Raw genomic sequence first — 21,197 nt, forward strand, 5'->3', positions numbered from 1 at the left:
AAGCGGCATAAGCCGCTTCTTTTTTTATCCTCTGAACACCTTTTTACACTGTAAAGATGTTAGTTCATGGTTATGAAAATCAACTCAAATGCGAGCTGGCTTCGCTCAATTGCTTACGGATCTTCATCGCTCTCAGAGCATGAATCACAAATAAACCTGAGATAAACACGGCAATAGTTGCTAAACCTGCTTTCAATGAAGCGAGATGGAATACATCTTCCGCATTCAGGTTTTGGATAAAAAATGCAGCGCAGAGTGCAGTACCCAAGGCGATGGAGGTTTGCTGCAAGGTCGTCATAAACGCGCTACCTACGCCAGCGTATTGCTGAGGAATATCCGAAAGACCAATTCGAAGTGAGCTGTTTACGGCAAACGCATTTCCGACACCAATAATCAGCATCGGAGCGAGCATAGTCCAAGGAGTAAGATACTCAGCGTTGTCACTAATCACCGCATACAGATAGCTATATCCAAATAGGTTCATCAGCGAGCCACACAAAATCACGCCGGTAAAGCCGTAATGAGTAAACCACTTCGCCAGTTTTCCTGCGTATAGAGAACCAACAAAATAAGAGATACCCAAGCCGACAAAAGCATTTCCAGACTCTAATGAAGTCATATGAAAGCCAGACTGTAGCGTAAGCGCCACAACAAACATGTAACCGCCATAGGACGCAACCTGAAGCATCAAACTGCCGCAACCAAGAATCACGGTTGGGCGTTTAAGCAATGATGGCGGAATCAAAGGCGTCTGTTGCTTCGCTTCTTTATCCCCTTCGACTTTCCATAACAGCAGCATCAGTGGTAACGCTAGAATAAGCAGCGACCACACCCACCAGTTCCAACCAAAATCCGGTCCTGCTGAAATGGACACCAGAATAAGCGTCACTATGATGGCGAGCAATACAGTACCAATCCAATCCAGATTTAAACTGCTCACTTCTTTGGTCTCAGGAATCCACTTCTGACCAAAATAAAGAATCAGGGCGCACAACGGCAAGTTGATGTAAAAAACGCTGCGCCATCCCAAATCAAACAGGTTGGTTGAGATAAGCCAACCACCAAATATCTGCCCAATGATGAATGAAAGCCCACCAACCGAGCCATAAATACCGATAGCTTTAGAGTGTCGTTCACCCTGCAAAGTCACATGTATGGTCGCCAATATTTGCGGCATCAGCATCGCTGCGGCAATGCCCTGTAATACGCGCGCAGCAATCAACATATGAATATTAGGCGCTAGTCCACAAAGAAACGAGGCTACAGCAAAACTGGCAATGCCATACATAAACAGTTTTTTGCGACCGTATCGATCACCCATGCGTCCACTCATTGCCAAGCTGATAGCAAACGCCAAACCATAAAGAGAAACCAGCAGACCTAGCTGTGTTTTGTTGGCGTCGAGTGACACACTGATAGAATCCAATGCCACATTCACTATCGAGAAATCCATTTGAGGCATCAACTGCCCCGCTACCAATAAAATCAGCCCTGTCGCCGTAAGATGATTCGAGTTTGTTTTCTGTACTTCCATGTAAAACACCGATGTTGAGAAAATGAAAATTGAGCCGAAAAAGATGAGCTGCATAAATTGATCTAGATCACCATAATGAACAGCATTCCACAAACGTGCAAGCGATAAACCGGAATAAAAAAAGCGCCTCTGATTTCTCAAAGGCGCCGCTATTTCATTCCTATAGGGGTGAATGAATCAGCTTAAATCGATGTCTTTGCTGCCGAAGAAGTAAGTGCTCAGGAAGCCGACAATGTAAGAGATAACCAAACCTGTAACGAACACCATCATGCCGGTGAAAATACCGTGGTGAGAGGTCATTAGAGGAATCGCAACAATACCCGATGGACCAAATACTGTGTTCAAGCCCACTGGTAATCCTAGGTAAGAGACCAGACCGATAAAGAAGCCACCAGCTGCACCACCAATACACGCCGTCACGAACGGTTTCACGCGAGGCAGTGTCACACCGTAAATCAACGGTTCACCGATACCCAAGATACCCGGAATAATCGCACCTTTAATCTGGGTACGCAGTACTGCTTCTTTCTTCGCTTTCACATACAGAGCCAATGCCGCACCGACCTGACCGCCACCCGCCATTGCAAGAATCGGGAACAGAGAGTTAAAGCCCTGAGCTTCCATTAATGCAAAATAGACAGGCACAAAGCCTTGGTGAATACCGAACACCACTGAAATCAGGAACAGACCTGCCAAAATTGCCGCGCCAATAGGGTTGTCATTCAGATTCAGGAATAACCAAGACATGCCCTTAAACAGCTCGCCACCAATAGGCATAATGACAACGTAAGTTACCACACCCATGATAAGCAGTGTGAACACCGAGGTAAGGATCATATCCAACGAATCTGGCATAAAACGACGGACTCTACGTTCAACCTGCGCACCAATAATTGCAGCAAGCAAAACACCGATGATGTTACCGCGCGGATCAATGGTGTAACCGAAGAACTCACTCATACCGGAATAAATGCCAGAAGTCGCTTCTGGGTTATAACCAAGCACAAACAGTGAAGCGAGGATCGCACCGTTAACGCCTGAGCCACCAAATGCCTGCTGAGCGTTGTAACCAATCAGAATACTTAGGAAGGCAAACAGACCTTTACCGAACACCTTCATGTAGGCAATCAAGTCAACCATAAACTGGCTGGGCTCTTGACCGATAACGAAGATTTGCTCTAACAAAGTCGCAAAGCCAAGCAGTAAACCCGCAGCGATAAAACCAGGGATCAGCGGAGTAAAAATAGTCGCAAATTTGCTGAGAAAACGTTGCACTGAACTGGTTTGTTTACTTTTTACCTGCTTCTTCTGCTCTGCGGCAATCGAAGATAAATCTTGATGTGCAGGCGCTTCACCGCCAGAGGTTAAACTGTCGATGAGCTGGTTCATCAAATCGGCTGCTTGCTGTGCTTTACCCGGGCCAAGGATGATTTGGAACTGCTCATCACTTTCCACCACGCCTAATACGCCAGGAATTTGTTTGATCGTCGCTTGCTCTGCCACTGAGTTATTCGCCAGAGTTAAACGAAGACGGGTCATACAGTTGCCGCATTTGCTGACATTACTGCTACCACCCACCGCAGAGAGAATCTGCGATATCATTGTTTCGGTAATCTTTGCCATAAAAGTGTCCTTAATCAGCAGAGAAATTATTTATCGTTAAGTGCAGCGCGAATAAAACCCTTGTGCTGCTGAAGTTTGGCTGTTGCCTGTTTAGCATCCAGTCCTGAAAGAATCATTAGAATGGCGGTTTTGCAGTGACGACCACATTCGTTAAGTGCTTGTTCCGCTTCTTCACTTGATGCGCCTGTCGCTTCCACCACAATGTTGGTTTGGCGTTGGATAAGCTTGGCGTTGGTTGCTTCCACATCCACCATCAGGTTGCCAAACACTTTACCGCTGCGAATCATCGCGCCTGTTGTCAGCATGTTCAGTACCAGCTTTTGTGCTGTACCCGCCTTCATGCGCGACGAACCCGTCACCACTTCCGCACCAACAATTGGCAGAATCGCAATTTGCGCCGCGTCAGCCATTGCACAAACAGGGTTGCACGCCACAGATACCGTCGTTGCACCCACTTGTGTCGCGTACTCTAAACCACCCAACACATAAGGGGTGCGACCACTTGCTGCGATACCCACCACCACATCTTTATTAGTTAAGTTCAGCGCTTTTAAATCGCTTTGTGCCAATTCTCGGTTGTCTTCTGCGTTTTCTACTGCTTTGAGAATCGCTTGATGACCGCCAGCAATCAGACCGACAACCATATCCGGAGAAGTGCCATAAGTTGGAGGACACTCACTCGCATCTAGAATGCCCAAGCGACCTGAAGTACCCGCACCCATGTAAATCAGTCTGCCACCTTGTGCAAATGCCGCGGTAATCGCATCCACAGCTTGAGCAATCTGCGGAAGTACCGCTTCTACTGCCAACGCAACTTTTTGGTCTTCTTGGTTGATCACTTTCAGCATGTCAGTGGTTGAAAGGGTATCAATCTCAGCACTTGCTGGATTACGGCTTTCAGTAGTCAATCGACTTAAATCAATTTTCATTAGGCATTACTCGATGGGATTATCTGAGGGGGATTCTATGGAATAAAATATTCCTTTAAGGTGACAAAAATCACAGTTAAGGTTATTCTTTAACCAGCAAAACTGTGGAATAATTTGTGGCAAAAGAGTCATACACATTGAATAACTAAGAAAATAATCAAATAAAAACATTAAGGTACAATCAGTAGTTATTATTTCCAATTTGGAATAATTTATTCAAAATAATTGAGTTTTCGTTATGTCTGTAACCAATAAAATTATCGCTAGACGCAGTCAACTTTCACAAAGTGGTCGCCTTGTCGCCGATTGGGTCATCGAAAATGCAGCAAAAGCGGCGTACATGACCAGTCAGGAACTGGCACAAGAAGCGCAAGTGAGCCAGTCGACTATCGTCAAATTCACTCAGAAAATAGGCTTTAAAGGATATAGCGAATTTAAGCTCGCGTTGTCGGAAGAAATCGGTCGCAAACAGGCGATATCAGCTACACCATTGCATAGCGGAATATTTGCTGACGATCCACTGGCGGTAATTGCCCAGAAACTGATTAAATCAAAAACCGAAGCAATGATTCAGACCACCAATGCACTCTCTTTTGATGCCTGTAATCAAGCTGCGCAATGGCTGAATGAGGCTCGCGCAGTTCAAATCGTCGGCATCGGAGGTTCAGCGCTGACGGCAAAAGATCTCGGCTATAAGTTGTTAAAGCTCGGTATCACAGCCTTAACTGAACAAGACAGCCATGTGCAAATTGCGGTTGCTCGAACCCTGACAGAAAAAGATGTTCAAATAGCGATTTCCTTTTCCGGAGAGCGCAAAGAAATTCTGGTCGCCGCTGAAGCCGCCAAGGAACAAGGCGCCAAAGTGATTGCACTTAGTTCACCCAACATCAGCTCAGCCAATAAAAGTAAGCTACGACGCATCGCAGATATAACCTTCGATACCATTGCCGATGAAGTAGAAAACCGCAGCTCGGCTATTGCATCAAGATGTGCACAGAACGTGATAACCGATCTTCTGTTCATCTATCTGGTTCAGCTTCGAGACGAAAGTGCCAGACAGATGATCAGTGATATTTCTTCGGACATTCGCCAGATACTTTAGAACCTGTTGGTTTAAAAAGATTTTAAGAACCAGCCTGAAGATCTATAAACATCTGTTTGTACGATTTGAACTCCAAATCGACCTCTGACAGACCAAACTGACTGGCTAATTTCAAGAGCTCGTGGCGATAAGTTTCGAGCTTGCTTTCATCATCAGTCATGATCGCAAATTCCGCGAACTCACCAATGCCTGCCAATGAATCAACCGTAATGTGGAAGTTATCGACAAAGTAAATACTGCGGGTTTTGGTCGCTTGCATACTGACACGATAACCTAAGTTTTCTAGCATACTCTTAGCGCTGTCGGCATCGCTAATATTGGTCGCTTCACATCGGTCTGCTTCAGGGCCTTTGACTATCCATAACTTGATCCCAGAAGGCTCCATAGTGCGAATGCATAAGCTTTTATTTTGTGCTTGAAGTACATGATCCGGAGTATCAAAAAAACAGTCACTTTCTGTATTGTCTTCCAACATGATTTCATGCGGCAGGCGTTTGAGTATCTGAAGAAAATTGTCTTTCGAAGAGAGCCTAAATTTCAATTCGACTTCGTATTTGCCTTTAAAGTGGTCACTGCTCATGGGAATACTTCTTTAAGAAAAACGCGATTCTAACACCTAACAGTAAAGAGAATGAACTGTACTGCTGTAGAGAAAGAAACTCGTACCATTTAGCTAGCGGATTAACAAAGTTATGTTTTTGCAACACTCAATCGACTCTGTAGATACTCCACTAACACTTTTAACTGGTTAGGAATAAAGCGCGATTGAGGGTATTGAGCAATGATTTGCCCTTGATAACGACTCAAAATTTCCCAGTCAGGAAACAACTCTACCACCGCGCCTGACTGCACAAGTTTGGCAATAGAAAACTCAGGAAATATTGAAATGCCCATTCCACGCAACACTGCATCTTTACGAATGTGGGTGTGGTTCACTGCAAGTCGACCGTCTACAGTCACAGTGCGGATTGTCTGATCTTTGCGAAACTCCCACTTACGGTCAAATGTAGATTCCCCCAAACGAATACATTGGTGTTTAACCAGATCTTCAGGTTCAGCAGGATAACCATGTGCGGATAGATACTCAGCACTGGCGCATAACACCAGTCGGTTCGAACCCAGCACTTTAGCGACCAAGCCTTCAACGGGTTTTTCAGTAATGTGGATGATCATATCCACTTCATGCCCGACTGGATCGATAAAGTGGTCTTCAACAATGAAATGCACAGTGACTTTTGGGTATTGCTGCAAAAAATCGAGAATAATCGGTGAAAGCACTTGGCTTGAAAACGCTCTTGGAGCCGCGATTCGAATCTCTCCTGACACTTCATCTTGCGTAGAAAATGCAGCATCTATCGCCAAACGAGCTGATTTGAGCATATCAACGCATAAACTATAGATTTGCTCGCCAGAGTTACTTAGGCGCATGTTGCGAGTCGTGCGCTCCAGTAGCTTTTTGTTCAGCGCGCTTTCCAGTTTTGAGATAGATCGGCTCACCGAGGAAGGAGCAACGCCAAGCCTTTCTGCTGCTTTAGAAAAACTTTCCTCTTCAATCACCACTACAAATGTCGCCATCTCAGGCAACAAAGTAATCAGCTTATTCGTGTCCATAGTGCAAAAATCCTTTGCATATCCTTCTATTGTTCCAAATAACGTACTAGTGGATAGTGATCCAGTCAATTTGGATGTACAGAAAAGGAACAACACAGTGTCGAGTTTAGTGATTAAAAGAAGCATTTCATTGGTGACCATGCCTGAGCTTTTACTACTCATGGTAGCGATTGTGTGGGGCACCAGCTATGGATTAACCAAAAGCGCCATCGCTTTTACAACTATCTCTTTATTTATTGCTATTCGATTTGGGCTCACGTTCCTTCTGCTTCTTCCTGTAGTCGCAAAAGATTTTAAGCAAGGCAAAAACAAGGATTGGAAAGTGGCGCTTCCAACGGGCGCAATTTTGGCACTGATATTCTTTTTTGAAGTCTACGGTGTATCTCAAACAACCGCTTCTAATGCTGCCTTCCTCATTAGTTTGAATGTGATATTTACTGCCTTGGTCGATAGTCTGCTCAGCAAAAACAAACCAAGCCAAAGCCTGATATTACTCTCGGTGATCAGTACCCTCGGTGTGTTGCTTCTGACATACCATCAAGATTTAGGTATCTCACTTAACAGTGGTGATCTCTGCATTCTCACTGCCGCAGCTCTGAGAGCTCTAATGGTAACCATGACCAAAAAGCTCACAGACAAAAAGCAGATAACCAATACAGCGTTAACCTGTTTCCAAGCCTTCGTCGTTGCATTTAGTGCTTATTTAGTCGGTGCTTTAATCACAAAAGCACCCGCCAGCCAAATCCCTTACGATAGAGAGTTCTGGCTAATTACGGCTTTTCTGGTGCTGTTTTGTACCCTTTTTGCTTTCTATGCGCAGAACTACGCGGTAAGGAAAATATCACCCACGAAAGCGTCACTGCTGATGGGAAGTGAACCTCTATTCGGAGCCATCTTCTCAATGATGTGGTTAAACGAAACGTTGACCTACGTTCAATGGTTGGGCGCGTCGATTTTGCTGGCTTCGGTGTTGGCTGCATCGGTCAACAAACCAGACAAGATTTAAAGCTCTTGAGTCACTTAGCCCACATCATAATTGCTGGGACATTCTGATCAGGTCCCAGTTCTTACCTTTGAAGTAACGTAAGCCACTGACTGTTTCATAAGGCTTAAAACCCAGTTTTTCATAGCAAGCAATCGCTGAATGATTGTGCGCGAAAACCGCGAGCGAGAGGGTTTGTGGTCCATCAACCATTTTGGCCTTGCTGATCGCTAGCTCGAGCATAGTGACAGCATAACCTTTACCGCGACATGTCGGGTGAATAAACACTCGACACAACCTTTGTTCGCAATCCGACACTTTAAACAGCTCAATAAAACCCACCATTTCGCCATTCACCACGAGTAAAAACGGTGTGGGTGCCTGTTCTCCATAGTGCGTTTCAAGTTGCTCAACCGTTAGCGGGTATTCAAACTGAGGTCCACCCCAAAGGTAATTCAACTCGTCTGAATCGATCCATTTAATCAGTAATGAATAATGCTGAGGCTCAAATGCAATCAATTGGGCGTTTAAATCACGTTGCTGCTCTGTTTCCGCTTTAATCATTTCTTTCCCTAAGCCCCTTTTAAGCTCCAAACACTAAATTGTAAAACTGAGTTCATACAGACAACCCCAATCGAGAGAGATTTTTCCTACATTCGATACGGAATTCACCGACATAAAATTAAACCGTCACGTGTAACATGCGTCATCAAAGTGTCACATTTACGTGATCTTGGTTCCAATCATAACTACAAATTTAGAGAAACCAATCGATGAATTTAACTCAGGGCAATAACATTTATTCTGACCGAATAACGAAGATTCTATATTCTTTCGTTGGTCTAATCATTATCTCACTACTTATTAATTACATTTATATTTCTAGTAAAGTCATAGAACCATCGAATAAAATAATAAGAAATGAATATGCTAACATTCAACAAAAACAACTTCAGAATGAAATTAACTTTGTTTTAAGAATATTAGAATCGATAAAATCTGAAAATAACATTAGTTCTAGAGAAATACCTGAACACTTAATAAAATATGCAACGTCGGTATTAAATAATTATAATAAAAACAGTCAAGAATATATCTTCGCTTTAGATGAAGAATGGAATGTAATTGTTCATGAAGATGTTGAGAGCATAAAAAAATATAACAACCATTATCAACATATTATATCTATCATTAAAGATACGATTGAAGCCGGTGAGAATTGGGTTATTTATGATAACAAACCCATTCACAGCTTAGACATGGATGACGAAAACATTAAACAAAGCTATGTGGTCTACTTACCAGAATGGAAGATGACTATAGGCAGTGGATATCTTAGCAAAAGCATTAAAATTAAATCAGATGATTTTGTTCAGAAGATAAACAGATTAATTAACCAGAACAAATCAAACATATTAATACTAAACATAACTCTAATTTTACTTTCTATTTTTATTGCGACAGTTTCTAATTTGTGGATAGAGTTACAGATAAATAAAAATGATGAGATTGTAAAAAAAGAAAAAACCAAAATCGATGTTGCCTTAAGAGATATAAATAATCACCTCAGCAGAGACCCAGTAACAGGCATGCTCAACAAACGAGCATTTACCTCTTATATAAGGAAGCTAAAACTTCTTAAAAACAATAGCAAATATCAGGTTCATTTATTCGAGATTGATAATTTAAACCAAAACAGTCTCATGGCTGGTTGTAACTGTAGAGTATCGATGCTGAAAGAATTCTATAGCTGCCTGACAAAACTGAATCTAACACACCACAGTTTGTTTCATATAGATTATGACCGATTCGTTTTATTTACCAAAGTAATGACAAATGAAGAGATGAATAATTTAACCAAAAAAATTAGCAATGAACTAAACAGCATCATTCTGTGCGGTAATGCTACGAAAATATTATTTAAGTGTTCAACTACTGAGATAAACGTAAATTTTGACTCGATTGAAGATGTGTTGGACAAGGGTGAATATGCGTTAAAAATAGCACGACTAAGAAAGTTAAATCACACTTACTACAATACAGAAATTAACACCATTCGAAATAGAGAATTAGGTTTGTCAGTCGAACTTATGTCCGCCATACAAAATGCGGAGTTGAAAGTTCATTATCAGCCGCAATTTTGCACGAGTACAAACAGAATCTCTGGTGTGGAAGCATTAGTTCGATGGAATAACAAAAAGTATGGCAATGTCTCCCCTGATGAATTCATAACACTTGCCGAAAAGAAGGGCATTTTAAACAGCATCGGAACACACGTTATCAGCACAGCATTAAGAGATATGAAGAAGCTAAAGGACGTGACTATGACTGTGAATATTCTGCCATCAGAGCTACTGCAAGTTAACTTTACAAAGTTTATTCGCGATCTAATCAAACAATATCAAATAGAACCGAACAAAATTATTTTCGATATCGCAAAGCAAATTGATTTTCAGGATATGGAGCCAATTTCTGTTGTTATGAACGATCTACGGGATCTTGGTATTAAATTTTCTATTAGTTCGGTTGGCATTGGACAATCATCACTGAAATATGTATGTGAGTTGCCTGTTGATGAAATAAAAGTTCCTTTAGAAATAATTAACAAAATCGACAAGAATAAAAATTATTATAACTTCACTAAATCGGCAATTAACTTTGCAGCTGAAACCGGATTAAATATCGTATTAGAAGGTGTTGAAACAAGCGACCATCTCAAATCAATTTCCAATCTACCAAATAGTAGCATCCAAGGATTTAACTTGTCCGTCGCGAAACCAATTGAGTTGATCATAAATGAAATTGATATAACCAATAAGGCTCTTTCCCATGCCTAAAAGAAATTTTGCTCAAACTATTTCAACTGGAAACTGGTTGGTCATCATTACGCTTTCATTGGTCTTCGCAATCCAACATATCAACTACTATCTGGAAGGAAGAGATGTGAATTCGCGAGTTGAAGCGAAAGAGTTGACTCGCGTAACCCTGTCAATGCAAAAAATGATGGATGACAGTACCACTGCTATTCGCCTTTACATCTATACCGGCGACAAAAAGTACAAAAAAATATTTCATAAAATTGCTGATATGAGAATGCATAAACGCTCTTGGACTGAGGAATATCACTACTATTTTTCTGCACTGGACTCAAATATCAATTACGAGCCAAAAAGAAGCAACGTCTACCAGCCAATAGACTACTACAAGAGCCTCAATGCTGATGACTATGAAATAGCCTTACTGTTTGATATCAAAGATATCTATGATCTCTTATTCGCTTATGAAAACAATATATTGAAAAGATATGATGCAAACGATGTGCTTGCCGCTAAAGCCATGATGAATGGTAAATACTACCTAGATAAAAGACTTGAGCTATCCGAAAAAATATTTACCTTGGATTCAAATATAAAGCATCGCTTAACATTGCAGACAGATTCAAAGATATACATTCAAAGAATATTAAACATTACCATCTGCTTTTTAATTATCGCAGTGGCGTTGTTCATCATTATTTTCTATAAACGAGTGTTGAAGCTGGTTCTATCAAACATTGTGGCAATCTCTGACTGGAGTGAAAAAATAGCCCATGGTGAATATCACGCAGAGCTCGAAAATGAAGTATTCGAAGAACTGCTTCCTGTAAAGAACTCGATATGTTACTTAGCGAACAAAACCGACGACCTTGTGCATCAACTTAAAGAGATCGCTGAACAAGATGAGCTCACTAAGTTGCCCAATCGACGAGCTGCAATACAGTTTCTGGTTCAGAAGCAAAAGGAAGTGTCTCGTTACTATTCGCTATGTAGTGTAATCCTCATAGACATTGATTTTTTTAAGAAAATCAATGACACCTATGGGCACCCTATTGGCGATCAAATCCTTATCAATGTCGGAAAATTGCTGACTAAACATACTCGAGATTCAGATTTTGCAGCTCGACTTGGCGGGGAAGAATTCATAGTAATCGCGCCGCAAACAGATCTTTCTGCGGCCTATATGTTAGCGAGTAAGTTGAAAGCGAAGATTGAGGGGTATATCCACCAATGCAGCCCTTATGAAATACAAGTTACCATTAGTAGCGGTGTATCTTCACTCATAGCAGACGGTTGTGTAGAGGAAACGTACAAAGAAGCCGATGATGCGTTATATCTGGCAAAGAGTCTCGGTAGAAATAATGTTCAGGTTTATTCGAGCTCAAGTACCAAGAGTCTTTATAATGACAGCATCAACGCCAGTTGCTAACCATCTGATATAACGTCTGATTTATGAAATAACATCTAAAGCCTAGTAGCAACGCGTTCACTTCGAACGCTTTTTCTCCTTGAGTTTGCTTAACCGTAAGTTTGTTTCTCCTCAAGACAGCGCGACGGATTTCACTAACGCCCACACCTTTAAGCCTTGGGTGAGGTTCAGTTCGTACAGCGATTTGAGCGTGATTTTAGAGAGCAGACGCTGTTGATTTTCCAGCTCTAACACCACCAGCGCCTGTCCATCTTCGGCAAGAGTGGTCTGAATATCGATGATGGTGGCGCGAAAGCGGTTTAGCACTGTGGAAAACTTAGGTTCTTCAAGAGAAAGCCCTACATCGGATGCCAGAATACGACAGCGATAAGTAACACCCTGCTCGGCAATGTATCCTACCGCCCATATGGTTAAGCCGTCACAATCCAGTTCAGTCATCCGATTTTCATGCATCGCAACCACTTTGGTATCAAACACACTGCCAATTTCATCGCCGAACAATGCATCAAATTTGGGGTCAGACATAATGCTGTAGGCACTGCCACTCGCCAGTATCGATCCTTTATCAAACAACACAATGTGATCCGCGAGTCGTGCCAGTTCTTGCATGGAATGAGTGACGTAGAGAATAGGCAGATCTAATTCTCGATGCAGACGTTCAAGATAAGGCAAAAACTCCTGTTTGCGGGGTTGATCGAGTGCCGATAGAGGCTCATCCATCAATAGAAGTTTAGGGCTTGTTAGCAGAGCTCTTCCTATCGCAACGCGCTGCTTTTCCCCACCAGAGAGCTGAGCCGGATAGCGATTTAACAGCGGAGTGATACCCAGAAGTTCTGTCACTTCATCAAAACTGACGTGCCGCTTATTGACCGCAATACGTTTTGCACCGAACTGCAAGTTCGCTTCCACTGTTAGATGGGGAAACAGTCCCGGCTCTTGAAACACATAGCCTAAATCGCGCTTATAAGTAGGCACAAATTGTTGGCTATCACTGCATTGCCACACCTCTCCCGCAACAGACACTTTGCCCTGATCCAATTTTTCTAACCCAGCAATGGCTCTAAGGCAGGTGGTCTTTCCGCAGCCAGAATGACCAAAGAATACGGTGATGCCCTGCGCGGGTAGAGTCAGGTTGGCGTCCAAACTGAAATCCGCATAACGAATAGTTAACTCTGCGGTAATGTGCGACCTAGACCTAGAGACAGACATAGGCATCTACCCTAGCCTTTGCTGATGTTTTTGGTTTAACCAATGAATCAGCAACAAAGCGACAAATGAAAATGCCACTAACCCGCCAGACAAGATATGCGCATTCAGATATTCCAATGCTTCGACATTGTTGTAGATTTCAACCGACATAACCCGAGTCTGTCCCGGAATGTTCCCGCCTATCATTAACACCACGCCAAACTCGCCGAGGGTATGACAAAAACCCATGATGGCAGCGGAAAAAACTCCCGGCCAAGCCAAGGGCAAGGTGACGTTGAAAAAAGTGTCAATTGGAGAAGCTCGAAGTGTGGCGGCCACTTCCATCGGTCTTCGACCAATAGCGAGAAATGAATTTTTAAGAGGCTGAATAACAAAAGGAAACGAATGTAAGGTACAGGCGATGGCAATGCCTGTGAACGTAAAGGGCAGTTGAGCAACGCCAAGTTGATTTAAAGCTCTTCCAACCCAACCAACCGGTCCCAACAACAAAAGCAGATAAAAACCTAGAACGGTAGGTGGCAAGACTAATGGCAACATCAACACTGCTTCTACGACACCTTTCACGCGTGAACCAGAATGGCAGAGCCACCACGCGATTGGGACACCAATCAGTAGCAGTGTCACCATAACCACAAAGGCTAGTTTGAGTGTGGTTGTTATCACCACCGTATCGACGACTAACATAGCGCTTTGCCTCTGTCTTCCGTGCCGCTTAATTCACTACTGCAAGTAGCCAAAGCTAGAGACAATTTTCTGTGCGCGCTCCGTTGAATAGTATTCAAGGAAAGCATCAATTGCGGCTTTATCAACACCGGATTTGAGCGTTACCGCAGCCTGTTCAATTGGTTCATAATCGGATTCCGGAACTTCCCAGAATGAACCGCCTATGTACTGACCATTTTTGAACACTTGAGATTTAGCCACCATCCCTAACTGCGCGTTGCCAGTAGAGAGAAATTGATAAGTAGGATTCAAGCCTTTACCCATCACAATTTTCGGCGTCATGCTCTCCCATAATCCCATTTTGGTTAGCGCTTGTTGAGCCGCCAAACCGTACGGCGCAAGTTTAGGGTCGGCAATGGCGAAGTGGGTGTAATCACCTGACAGCATGTGCTGTTTTACGTCATAGTTAGCTTCATTTGACCACAGTACCAATACCCCTTTCGCATAAACAAACTGCTCGAAACCCAAGCCTTCATTGACCAATTTTTCAGGGCGAACGGTATCTGCAGCAAGAAACAGATCAAACGGAGCGCCGTTTACAATTTGAGCATACAACTGCCCTGTAGAACCTGTACTGACATTCAACTGAAACCCCGACACTTTAGCAAAATCTTCTACCAGCATCTGAATCGGTCCATAAAAGTTATTGGCAACCGCTAAGATGCCATCTTCTGCATGAACAGATAACGAGCCCAACATCAGGCTGACAAAACAGAGTGAACGCACAATAAAACCGACAATAGCGCGATGAATTCCTTTCATTTATTTATCCTTACCTAAACATCAAAAAACGAAGCTTCAAAGAGATATCTTTCTAACCTGCAACCTCGCTGTCACTGCCTAAAAGAAACAGGGGCAAAAAGAAAAATAGAGCTTCAACTGCACAGTGGATCAGAGTGCAATAACTGGCTAATCCACTGCTTTTGCAAAAATTGGCGCGCACGTTGCTCATGCTTTCTTTGCAAAAACGGATAAGCCTCTTCAAACGTAGCGGTTCTAGCGCCCTTATGTTGATGCACACGCACCAGATGAAAGCCGAGCTCGGTCTCAATCACCTCACTCACTTCGCCGTTGTTCAAATCAAATAGGCTTGCGGCAATTTGTGGGTAGAGTTTGGTCTCTTCACACCAACCTAAATAGCCGTTAGACATGGCACTCGGGCATTCCGAATACTTCAATGCCAGCGTGCCAAACGCTGTGTACTCACACTGCTTTTTTATATCATGGATACGACGCCAAGCTTCATCGCGGTGGTTTTCTGAAAATTCGTCGTTGACCGTGATGAGAATTTGGCTCATTTCCCACACATTGCTACGGGAAAACTCATTCTGATGGGTGTTGAAGTATTCCATCGCTGTTGCAAGTTCAAGCTCTGGAATGTCTTGAGAAATAAGCTCCATGACTTTTTCACACTTCAGTTCTTCACTTAGAACCTGCTTGAGCTGGCCTTCTGTCAAATGCTGCCCCTGCATTGCAGTTTTGAACTCACTGTGGGATTGATAACCTTCAACGAGCTTGTCAAAAGCCGCTTCAATTTCGAATGCGGATACTGAAACAAGATTGGCTTCGCTGCTACCAAGTATGGCTTTTTGCACCCGAAACAGACGTTCAACTTGCTCATCCACTTTGACTCTTTGCATGCTTGAAAGCCATTCAGGGTTAAGTTTGTACATATCGGTGGCGATTTTGGCGGTTAAATAATTGCGTTGATAAGCTTCCATGCTTTCCTCCCTAATTAAGCGACAGGCTCCAGTCGGGTTGAATCGAGTTTGACTAAATGCGCACCAAATTTAACTTCGAAACTCACCGTGCCATCTTCTAAGTCTCGATAGACTCGGTGAACCTCAATCACATCGCCCTTGTTGGCTAATGGTTCACCAAACATACGTAGGCTACAGGTCAGTTTGGCTTTGTCTAATGAGCGAAAATGACATGGAACCCAAGCCAATTCAGCATCGATCACTTCGCTATCTCGTACTCCGATCACTCGATTTTGCGTTGGAATAAATACCTGGTAGATCACCTGTATTTGCAAGAAATATCCGTAGCTACGAACAATGCCGACGCTTCCTGCTTCCACTAACAAGTCCCCTTTAGCAAAGTCCTGAAAGCTACCGTCATTACGGATATTACGCACAATTCTAACTTCGCTTCCTGGAGCAAAACGCACTGTGTCGGAGCCGTAATCCATGTCCATTTCGTTCACTCCTATTCACCAGATTCACTGCAATCGGAGGCACAGCTCGCGCAACCTCCTGCCGAGATCATAGGCTCATGCCCTAGGCTGATTTGCTTATAAGCTAAGCGAAGCGACTTCTGATAAGTGGCGTAATCAGCGTTTGGTTTGCAAGCCAATAACTTCTGAAACAAGCGCAGCAGTGGTATATGTTTTTTCTCCACCAGCTCTGGATCGTAATCCACAACGAAGTAGTCGAGAAAATCTTCTGCGGTTTCCAACAACGCCAGTTGCTCGGTGAAATCACTCTCTAACTCTAAATACATACCTGTAGCCCTACGCGATTTGCTGGTGATGGATTGCAAACTCGAGCAGATCGTCAGTGGTCGGAACGCTTTTACGTCGCTCAGACCAAACACGAAGCTGATGCTTTATCTGCTCGCACTGCGATTCAGTGAGCACTATCCCCATATCGCGATAGATACGCATAATGGCACTGACACCGGAATGCTTGCCCAAAACAAAGTGATGTTCGCGCCCCACTAATGAAGGCGAGAAACCCTGATAGTTATTGATGTCTTTCAGCAAGCCATCAACGTGAATTCCCGACTCATGGGTGAACACCACATCGCCTGTGATCGCTTTTTGCGCTGTTTGAGGTCGCCCAGAAGCCAGATGTACGTAATTGCAAATGGTCGGTAGCTGGCGCAAATCAATGTTGCTTGGTGTCTGCTGCAACACGGTAAGCGCAACGGAGATCTCCTCTAATGCAGCGTTTCCCGCACGTTCTCCTAAGCCATTTACCGTAGTGTTCACTGACGCAGCACCAGCTCGAATGGCAGCTAACGAGTTCGCCGTCGCTAACCCAAGATCGTTGTGCGCATGCATTTCAATCTCAAGATCCGTATGGGCATGTAACTGAGTGATAACGTGGTAAGTCGAAAATGGGTCGAGGATGCCGTTGGTGTCAGCAAAACGAACTCGTTTTGCACCGCAACGTTCCGCCACTTCTGCAACCCGATAAAGCATATCGACGTCTGCACGCGAAGCATCCTCCATTCCCACACAAACCTTCAAACCTGCATTTAGCGCTTGGCTAATCACTCTTTCACAGCGTTCGAACAACGCTTTAGGCGTCAAATTGAGTTTGCTGCGGATCTGCTGACTTGAGACTGGAATAGAGAGATCCACCCAATTTAAACCAAGACCGGAAGCGCAATGAACATCGTGCTCCAGCATCCGACACCAGCCCATAGTTCGCGCAGTACTAAGGGAGTGGCACACTGAACTGATGACGTATTGCTCTTCCGCTCCCATTGCGGGAATGCCCACTTCCAATTCAGGCACACCCGCCATTTCAAGCAGCATCGCAATATGCATTTTCTCTTCTATGGTGAACGCCACACCAGGTCCCTGCTCACCATCCCGAAGCGTGGTGTCATTAATAATGACTGACCTATGAATGGGTTCTGCTATCCCTGTAACCATACATGCACCATCCCTTTGCTCACTGATATTTACTCACTACAGGGAATCCTTCCCTAATCACCGCACACCTCTATCAGGCATACGTTGGAGCAAACTCTTCAACGTTACCCGCATTGGCGGCGTTATCCCAATAAGGAGACATCTGGCGTAAGCGATGCACAATCGGTGGCAGTTGCTCAAGCACATAATCGATATCGTCATCTTTGGTAAAACGAGACAGCGAGAAGCGCAAAGTGCCATGTGCCGCAGTGAATGGAATCTTCATCGCTTTCATCACGTGTGAAGGTTCTAATGAACCGGATGTGCAAGCTGAGCCAGACGACGCCGCGATACCCACTTGGTTCATCATTAATAAAAGGGCTTCACCTTCTATAAACTCAACCGCAATGTTGGTGGTGTTAGCGACACGCTGTTTAGGATTACCCGTGACAAACGTATTCGGAATGCGAGCAAGTAAACCTTGCTCTAATCGATCACGCAGCAGTTTAATGCGATGAAGCTCGGTATCAATAGCTTGATAAGCCAGCTCTGCCGCTTTACCCATCGCTATTGCAGATGCTGCATTTTCAGTTCCTGCTCTGCGACCACGCTCCTGATGACCGCCGCGCAGTAATGGACGAAAACGCGTACCACGACGCAAGTACAAAGCGCCAATCCCTTTTGGAGCATGGAACTTGTGACCAGAAATCGACAGCATATCAATTTCGGTTTCATGCACGTTGATTATGCGTTTACCTGCCACCTGTACCGCGTCAACATGCATTTGTGCGCCGACAGTTTTTGCCATCATTGCCATCGATTCCACAGGAAACAGAGTGCCAGTTTCATTGTTTGCCCACATCATCGAAACAATCGCGACGTTTTCACTTAATGCTTGGGCATACGCTTCCAAATCGATATTGCCTTTTCCGTCGACGCCAATCCAATGCACCTTGTAGCCTTTACGTTCAAGGTTTTGACAAAGCTGTAAAGTAGCGGGATGTTCAACCACAGATGTTACGATTTCTCTGCGCTCGGAGTTGGCTTCCAATGCAGACAAGATAGCCGTTGTGGTCGCTTCAGTAGCACAAGAGGTAAAAACCACTTCACTTGAGTGCTGCGCGCCAAGAAGTTGCTGAACCTGTTCTCTTGCAATTTCCAGAGCCTGACCCACGCGAGCGCCTAAGCGATGAATGGATGAAGGATTACCATAAAATTCATCAAGATAAGGAATCATGACGTCCAAGACTCGTGGGTCTATACGAGTGGTAGCGTTGTTATCTAAATAGATCATCGGTTGGATACTAGACATTGTAAGTTCCCTCTTTCTTTGCGGTCATTTGTGGGTCTTCTTGTACCGGAAATACGGTGTAAGACTCTCCCAAAGCTCGACTGATCTTATGTTCCACATTTGCCAATGTCAGACCTGATAAACCACATCCGGTACACGCACCAGTGAGTGAAACAAACACAACATAATCTTCCACATCGACTAAGCTGATATCCCCACCGTCGGCTTGTACCGCAGGGCGAACTTCTTCGATAATTTTCTCAATCAGCGCAATGATCTCAGGACTTACAGACGCATCAACTCCAGAGTCTTTACTTGCTTCAACCGGTTTTATGGCAGGTTTCACGCTAGATGTTTTAGATAAGGCAGGGGCTTTTGCTCTTTCTGCCAAACATTCTTCCAGCACCCATTCGATCTTTTCGTGGCAAGAGGTGCAAGCGCCGCCCGCTTTGGTGTAATTGACGACTTCCTCTAGAGTGGTGAGATTATTAGCGGCAACCACGCGTTTAATCATCAGGTCATCAATCGCGAAACACTTACAAATCAGCTCACCTTCTTCATGATCATCTTCCAGTGTTTCTCCGCGATAGTTCGCGACTGCTGCATGCAACGCTTCCATCCCCATAACCGAACAGTGCATTTTTTCTGGCGGTAAGCCATCAAGAAAGTCGGCAATGTCTTTGTTAGTGATAGCTAACGCTTCATCAATGGATTTACCAATGATCATCTCAGTTAATGCAGAAGAAGAGGCGATTGCACTACCACAACCAAAAGTTTGAAAACCTGCATCCTGAATAATGTCTGTTTCTGGGTCGACTTTGAGAGTCAAACTTAGAGCATCACCACAGCTCAGCGAACCCACATCACCTCGGGCATTTGCCTCCGAAACCAATTTGGCATTTCTTGGGTTAAAGAAGTGCTCTTTAACTTTCTCTGAATAATCCCACATAACCGCTCCTTCGTTTTTTGCCGACACCCGCTTCCAATGCGTTGACTTGGTGTTACACAGGTTTGTTTTAAAACCAGTTTTCGGATTGAGGCTGCAATAACTACTCCACAAGGGATACATTTCTAACGGCTTGATTTATTGAGAAATTTGAGACAGATCACATAGTGGAATATGCCAAAAACTACAAATTGTCACTTTGTTTGTCGGCTTACGAACAAAGGGGACTGACATAAATACGACAAATGAGCGCGCTCTTTGTCACCAATCAGCTTTTGATACATAAACGTTGGGTACATAAGCGTTGAATACATAAGAATTGGATACTGCTAGCCATGACTTAAAGCCAGACAATAAAAAAGCTCCCAACCTGTTTTAGGCTGGGAGCTTTTCTAAACTAGATAGTATTTAAATACTTTCTATGGCACACCGTGACCTTTAGAAGCCACCCAAACTCGGTACCATTGTTCGCGAGTGAGTTCTAACTCAAGTGCCGCGACTGCTGAACGCACGCGTTCAATCTTACCTGAACCGATAATCGGCAGTGGCTTAGAAGGAAGGCGACGAACCCAAGCGTAAATCACTTGGTCAATGCTCTCTGCACCAATCTCTTCGCGCAACTCTTCAAGAACTTTACGTACTCGCACCGCCTGCTCTGACTGACCATTAAAGATCTCACCACCACCTAAGCATGACCAAGCCATAGGGATAGTTCGCAGCATCTGCATTTGATCTAGCGTGCCGTCATGTGCCACATCAAAGTTAAGCGGGTTAATCTCAACCTGATTAGTCACAAGAGGTTTACCCATGCGTGACTGTAGCAAGGTGAATTGTGAAGGTGTGAAGTTTGATACACCGAAGTGTTTAACCTTGCCCACTTTGTGCAGCTCAGCAAACGCTTCTGCTACTTCATCAGCGTCAAGCAATACGTCTAAACGGTGGATCAACAAAACGTCAATTTCACTCACACCCAAACGCTCCAGCGAATTATTCACTGATTGGTAGATGTGTGCGGAACTGGTGTCATAGTGATTAATTTTGCGCTCTGGGTGCTTATCACTGCAAAGCTTGATATCACACTTAGTAACGATCTGCATTTGCTCACGAAGAGAAGGCTCTAAGGCTAATGCTTCACCAAATAGAGATTCACATTGGTAGTTACCGTAGATGTCTGCGTGATCGACCGTCGTGATACCTAACTCTAGGTGCTGTTTCATAAACGTTAAGCGTTCTTGAGGTGTCATTCCCCAATCAGCTAAACGCCAATACCCTTGAACCAGCTCTGAAAACTCTGGTCCTTGTGGGGCAATTGTCACTTTTGCAACCATAATATTACTCCTTAATCCGACGGGCACATCC

20 protein-coding genes are annotated in these 21,197 nt (G+C 43.9%); 4 read left to right on the forward strand and 16 right to left on the reverse strand.

Annotated features, from left to right (window positions below):
• Window positions 1–79: 79 nt before the first annotated feature.
• The 3 genes from ACOSVQ_RS14850 to murQ all read right to left on the reverse strand — a co-directional run bounded on the left by ACOSVQ_RS14850 (window position 80) and on the right by murQ (window position 4,086).
• Window positions 80–1,588, reverse strand: a complete 1,509-nt coding sequence (locus tag ACOSVQ_RS14850) for an MFS transporter (RefSeq protein ID WP_491983284.1) — start codon at window positions 1,586–1,588, stop codon at window positions 80–82.
• A 123-nt stretch (window positions 1,589–1,711) separates the two neighbouring features.
• The gene (gene murP, locus ACOSVQ_RS14855; protein WP_491983285.1) at window positions 1,712–3,157 is read right to left on the reverse strand and encodes a PTS N-acetylmuramic acid transporter subunit IIBC; all 1,446 of its coding nucleotides are present in this window, start codon (window positions 3,155–3,157) and stop codon (window positions 1,712–1,714) included.
• Between the two features lie 26 nt (window positions 3,158–3,183).
• On the reverse strand, window positions 3,184–4,086 hold the full coding sequence (gene murQ, locus ACOSVQ_RS14860) for an N-acetylmuramic acid 6-phosphate etherase (protein WP_491983286.1): 903 nt from the start codon (window positions 4,084–4,086) through the stop codon (window positions 3,184–3,186).
• 238 nt (window positions 4,087–4,324) lie between these two features.
• Here murQ and ACOSVQ_RS14865 point away from each other — a divergent pair, with 238 nt between their 5' ends.
• Window positions 4,325–5,188: a MurR/RpiR family transcriptional regulator gene (locus ACOSVQ_RS14865; protein ID WP_491983287.1), complete on the forward strand. Its 864-nt coding sequence runs from the start codon at window positions 4,325–4,327 to the stop codon at window positions 5,186–5,188.
• A 22-nt stretch (window positions 5,189–5,210) separates the two neighbouring features.
• Here the strand turns inward: ACOSVQ_RS14865 and cyaB are convergent, their stop codons facing one another.
• The gene (gene cyaB / locus ACOSVQ_RS14870) at window positions 5,211–5,768 is read right to left on the reverse strand and encodes a class IV adenylate cyclase (protein ID WP_491983288.1); all 558 of its coding nucleotides are present in this window, start codon (window positions 5,766–5,768) and stop codon (window positions 5,211–5,213) included.
• 110 nt (window positions 5,769–5,878) lie between these two features.
• Window positions 5,879–6,799, reverse strand: a complete 921-nt coding sequence (locus tag ACOSVQ_RS14875; protein ID WP_491983289.1) for a LysR family transcriptional regulator — start codon at window positions 6,797–6,799, stop codon at window positions 5,879–5,881.
• Window positions 6,800–6,896: 97 nt separating this feature from the next.
• On the opposite strand from ACOSVQ_RS14875, the gene ACOSVQ_RS14880 reads away from it, so the two are divergent.
• Entirely contained in the window at window positions 6,897–7,805 is a 909-nt protein-coding gene (locus tag ACOSVQ_RS14880; RefSeq protein ID WP_491983290.1) for a DMT family transporter, read from the forward strand.
• Between the two features lie 24 nt (window positions 7,806–7,829).
• On the opposite strand, the gene ACOSVQ_RS14885 is transcribed toward ACOSVQ_RS14880, so the two are convergent.
• Window positions 7,830–8,345 (reverse strand): GNAT family N-acetyltransferase, encoded by a 516-nt coding sequence (locus tag ACOSVQ_RS14885; RefSeq protein ID WP_491983291.1) that lies wholly within the window; start codon window positions 8,343–8,345, stop codon window positions 7,830–7,832.
• A gap of 209 nt (window positions 8,346–8,554) precedes the next feature.
• Between ACOSVQ_RS14885 and ACOSVQ_RS14890 the strand changes: the two genes are divergently transcribed.
• Window positions 8,555–10,618 (forward strand): EAL domain-containing protein, encoded by a 2,064-nt coding sequence (locus tag ACOSVQ_RS14890; RefSeq protein ID WP_491983292.1) that lies wholly within the window; start codon window positions 8,555–8,557, stop codon window positions 10,616–10,618.
• Window positions 10,611–12,026: a GGDEF domain-containing protein gene (locus ACOSVQ_RS14895; RefSeq protein ID WP_491983293.1), complete on the forward strand. Its 1,416-nt coding sequence runs from the start codon at window positions 10,611–10,613 to the stop codon at window positions 12,024–12,026. Before ACOSVQ_RS14890 ends, ACOSVQ_RS14895 begins: the two co-directional genes overlap by 8 nt.
• 111 nt (window positions 12,027–12,137) lie before the next feature.
• On the opposite strand, the gene modC is transcribed toward ACOSVQ_RS14895, so the two are convergent.
• From modC to ACOSVQ_RS14945, 10 genes are all read right to left on the reverse strand, one after another.
• The gene (gene modC / locus ACOSVQ_RS14900) at window positions 12,138–13,235 is read right to left on the reverse strand and encodes a molybdenum ABC transporter ATP-binding protein (RefSeq protein ID WP_491983294.1); all 1,098 of its coding nucleotides are present in this window, start codon (window positions 13,233–13,235) and stop codon (window positions 12,138–12,140) included.
• Window positions 13,236–13,241: 6 nt separating this feature from the next.
• Window positions 13,242–13,919, reverse strand: coding sequence for a molybdate ABC transporter permease subunit (gene modB / locus ACOSVQ_RS14905; RefSeq protein ID WP_491983295.1), 678 nt, complete (start codon window positions 13,917–13,919; stop codon window positions 13,242–13,244).
• Between the two features lie 36 nt (window positions 13,920–13,955).
• Window positions 13,956–14,720 carry a molybdate ABC transporter substrate-binding protein gene (gene modA, locus ACOSVQ_RS14910; protein WP_491983296.1) on the reverse strand — a complete coding sequence of 255 codons (765 nt, stop codon included), beginning with the start codon at window positions 14,718–14,720 and terminating at the stop codon, window positions 13,956–13,958.
• A gap of 113 nt (window positions 14,721–14,833) precedes the next feature.
• Window positions 14,834–15,679: a peptidylprolyl isomerase gene (locus tag ACOSVQ_RS14915; protein WP_491983297.1), complete on the reverse strand. Its 846-nt coding sequence runs from the start codon at window positions 15,677–15,679 to the stop codon at window positions 14,834–14,836.
• A 14-nt stretch (window positions 15,680–15,693) separates the two neighbouring features.
• Window positions 15,694–16,155 (reverse strand): nitrogen fixation protein NifZ, encoded by a 462-nt coding sequence (locus tag ACOSVQ_RS14920; protein WP_491983298.1) that lies wholly within the window; start codon window positions 16,153–16,155, stop codon window positions 15,694–15,696.
• A gap of 11 nt (window positions 16,156–16,166) precedes the next feature.
• Complete coding sequence (locus ACOSVQ_RS14925; RefSeq protein WP_102962332.1) at window positions 16,167–16,460, reverse strand: nitrogenase-stabilizing/protective protein NifW; 294 nt, start codon at window positions 16,458–16,460, stop codon at window positions 16,167–16,169.
• A 10-nt stretch (window positions 16,461–16,470) separates the two neighbouring features.
• Window positions 16,471–17,622, reverse strand: coding sequence for a homocitrate synthase (gene nifV / locus ACOSVQ_RS14930; protein ID WP_491983299.1), 1,152 nt, complete (start codon window positions 17,620–17,622; stop codon window positions 16,471–16,473).
• A gap of 73 nt (window positions 17,623–17,695) precedes the next feature.
• Window positions 17,696–18,913: a cysteine desulfurase NifS gene (nifS, locus tag ACOSVQ_RS14935; protein ID WP_491983300.1), complete on the reverse strand. Its 1,218-nt coding sequence runs from the start codon at window positions 18,911–18,913 to the stop codon at window positions 17,696–17,698.
• A complete protein-coding gene (gene nifU, locus ACOSVQ_RS14940; protein ID WP_491983301.1) occupies window positions 18,906–19,841 on the reverse strand; it encodes a Fe-S cluster assembly protein NifU in 936 nt (311 codons plus the stop codon). Before nifU ends, nifS begins: the two co-directional genes overlap by 8 nt.
• A 416-nt stretch (window positions 19,842–20,257) precedes the next feature.
• The gene (locus tag ACOSVQ_RS14945) at window positions 20,258–21,166 is read right to left on the reverse strand and encodes an aldo/keto reductase (RefSeq protein WP_165313402.1); all 909 of its coding nucleotides are present in this window, start codon (window positions 21,164–21,166) and stop codon (window positions 20,258–20,260) included.
• Window positions 21,167–21,197 lie beyond the last annotated feature (31 nt).

Source organism: Vibrio sp. HM8-C (genome assembly GCF_058630515.1).

Bases quoted from the DNA above. Each gene is read 5' to 3' on its own strand.
- ACOSVQ_RS14850 (WP_491983284.1), bottom strand. From the start codon at position 1,588: ATGCAGCTCATCTTTTTCGGCTCAATTTTCATTTTCTCAACATCGGTG.
- murP (WP_491983285.1), bottom strand. From the start codon at position 3,157: ATGGCAAAGATTACCGAAACAATGATATCGCAGATTCTCTCTGCGGTG.
- murQ (WP_491983286.1), bottom strand. From the start codon at position 4,086: ATGAAAATTGATTTAAGTCGATTGACTACTGAAAGCCGTAATCCAGCA.
- ACOSVQ_RS14865 (WP_491983287.1), top strand. From the start codon at position 4,325: ATGTCTGTAACCAATAAAATTATCGCTAGACGCAGTCAACTTTCACAA.
- cyaB (WP_491983288.1), bottom strand. From the start codon at position 5,768: ATGAGCAGTGACCACTTTAAAGGCAAATACGAAGTCGAATTGAAATTT.
- ACOSVQ_RS14875 (WP_491983289.1), bottom strand. From the start codon at position 6,799: ATGGACACGAATAAGCTGATTACTTTGTTGCCTGAGATGGCGACATTT.
- ACOSVQ_RS14885 (WP_491983291.1), bottom strand. From the start codon at position 8,345: ATGATTAAAGCGGAAACAGAGCAGCAACGTGATTTAAACGCCCAATTG.
- ACOSVQ_RS14890 (WP_491983292.1), top strand. From the start codon at position 8,555: ATGAATTTAACTCAGGGCAATAACATTTATTCTGACCGAATAACGAAG.
- ACOSVQ_RS14895 (WP_491983293.1), top strand. From the start codon at position 10,611: ATGCCTAAAAGAAATTTTGCTCAAACTATTTCAACTGGAAACTGGTTG.
- modC (WP_491983294.1), bottom strand. From the start codon at position 13,235: ATGTCTGTCTCTAGGTCTAGGTCGCACATTACCGCAGAGTTAACTATT.
- modB (WP_491983295.1), bottom strand. From the start codon at position 13,919: ATGTTAGTCGTCGATACGGTGGTGATAACAACCACACTCAAACTAGCC.
- modA (WP_491983296.1), bottom strand. From the start codon at position 14,720: ATGAAAGGAATTCATCGCGCTATTGTCGGTTTTATTGTGCGTTCACTC.
- ACOSVQ_RS14915 (WP_491983297.1), bottom strand. From the start codon at position 15,679: ATGGAAGCTTATCAACGCAATTATTTAACCGCCAAAATCGCCACCGAT.
- ACOSVQ_RS14920 (WP_491983298.1), bottom strand. From the start codon at position 16,155: ATGGACATGGATTACGGCTCCGACACAGTGCGTTTTGCTCCAGGAAGC.
- ACOSVQ_RS14925 (WP_102962332.1), bottom strand. From the start codon at position 16,460: ATGTATTTAGAGTTAGAGAGTGATTTCACCGAGCAACTGGCGTTGTTG.
- nifV (WP_491983299.1), bottom strand. From the start codon at position 17,622: ATGGTTACAGGGATAGCAGAACCCATTCATAGGTCAGTCATTATTAAT.
- nifS (WP_491983300.1), bottom strand. From the start codon at position 18,913: ATGTCTAGTATCCAACCGATGATCTATTTAGATAACAACGCTACCACT.
- nifU (WP_491983301.1), bottom strand. From the start codon at position 19,841: ATGTGGGATTATTCAGAGAAAGTTAAAGAGCACTTCTTTAACCCAAGA.
- ACOSVQ_RS14945 (WP_165313402.1), bottom strand. From the start codon at position 21,166: ATGGTTGCAAAAGTGACAATTGCCCCACAAGGACCAGAGTTTTCAGAG.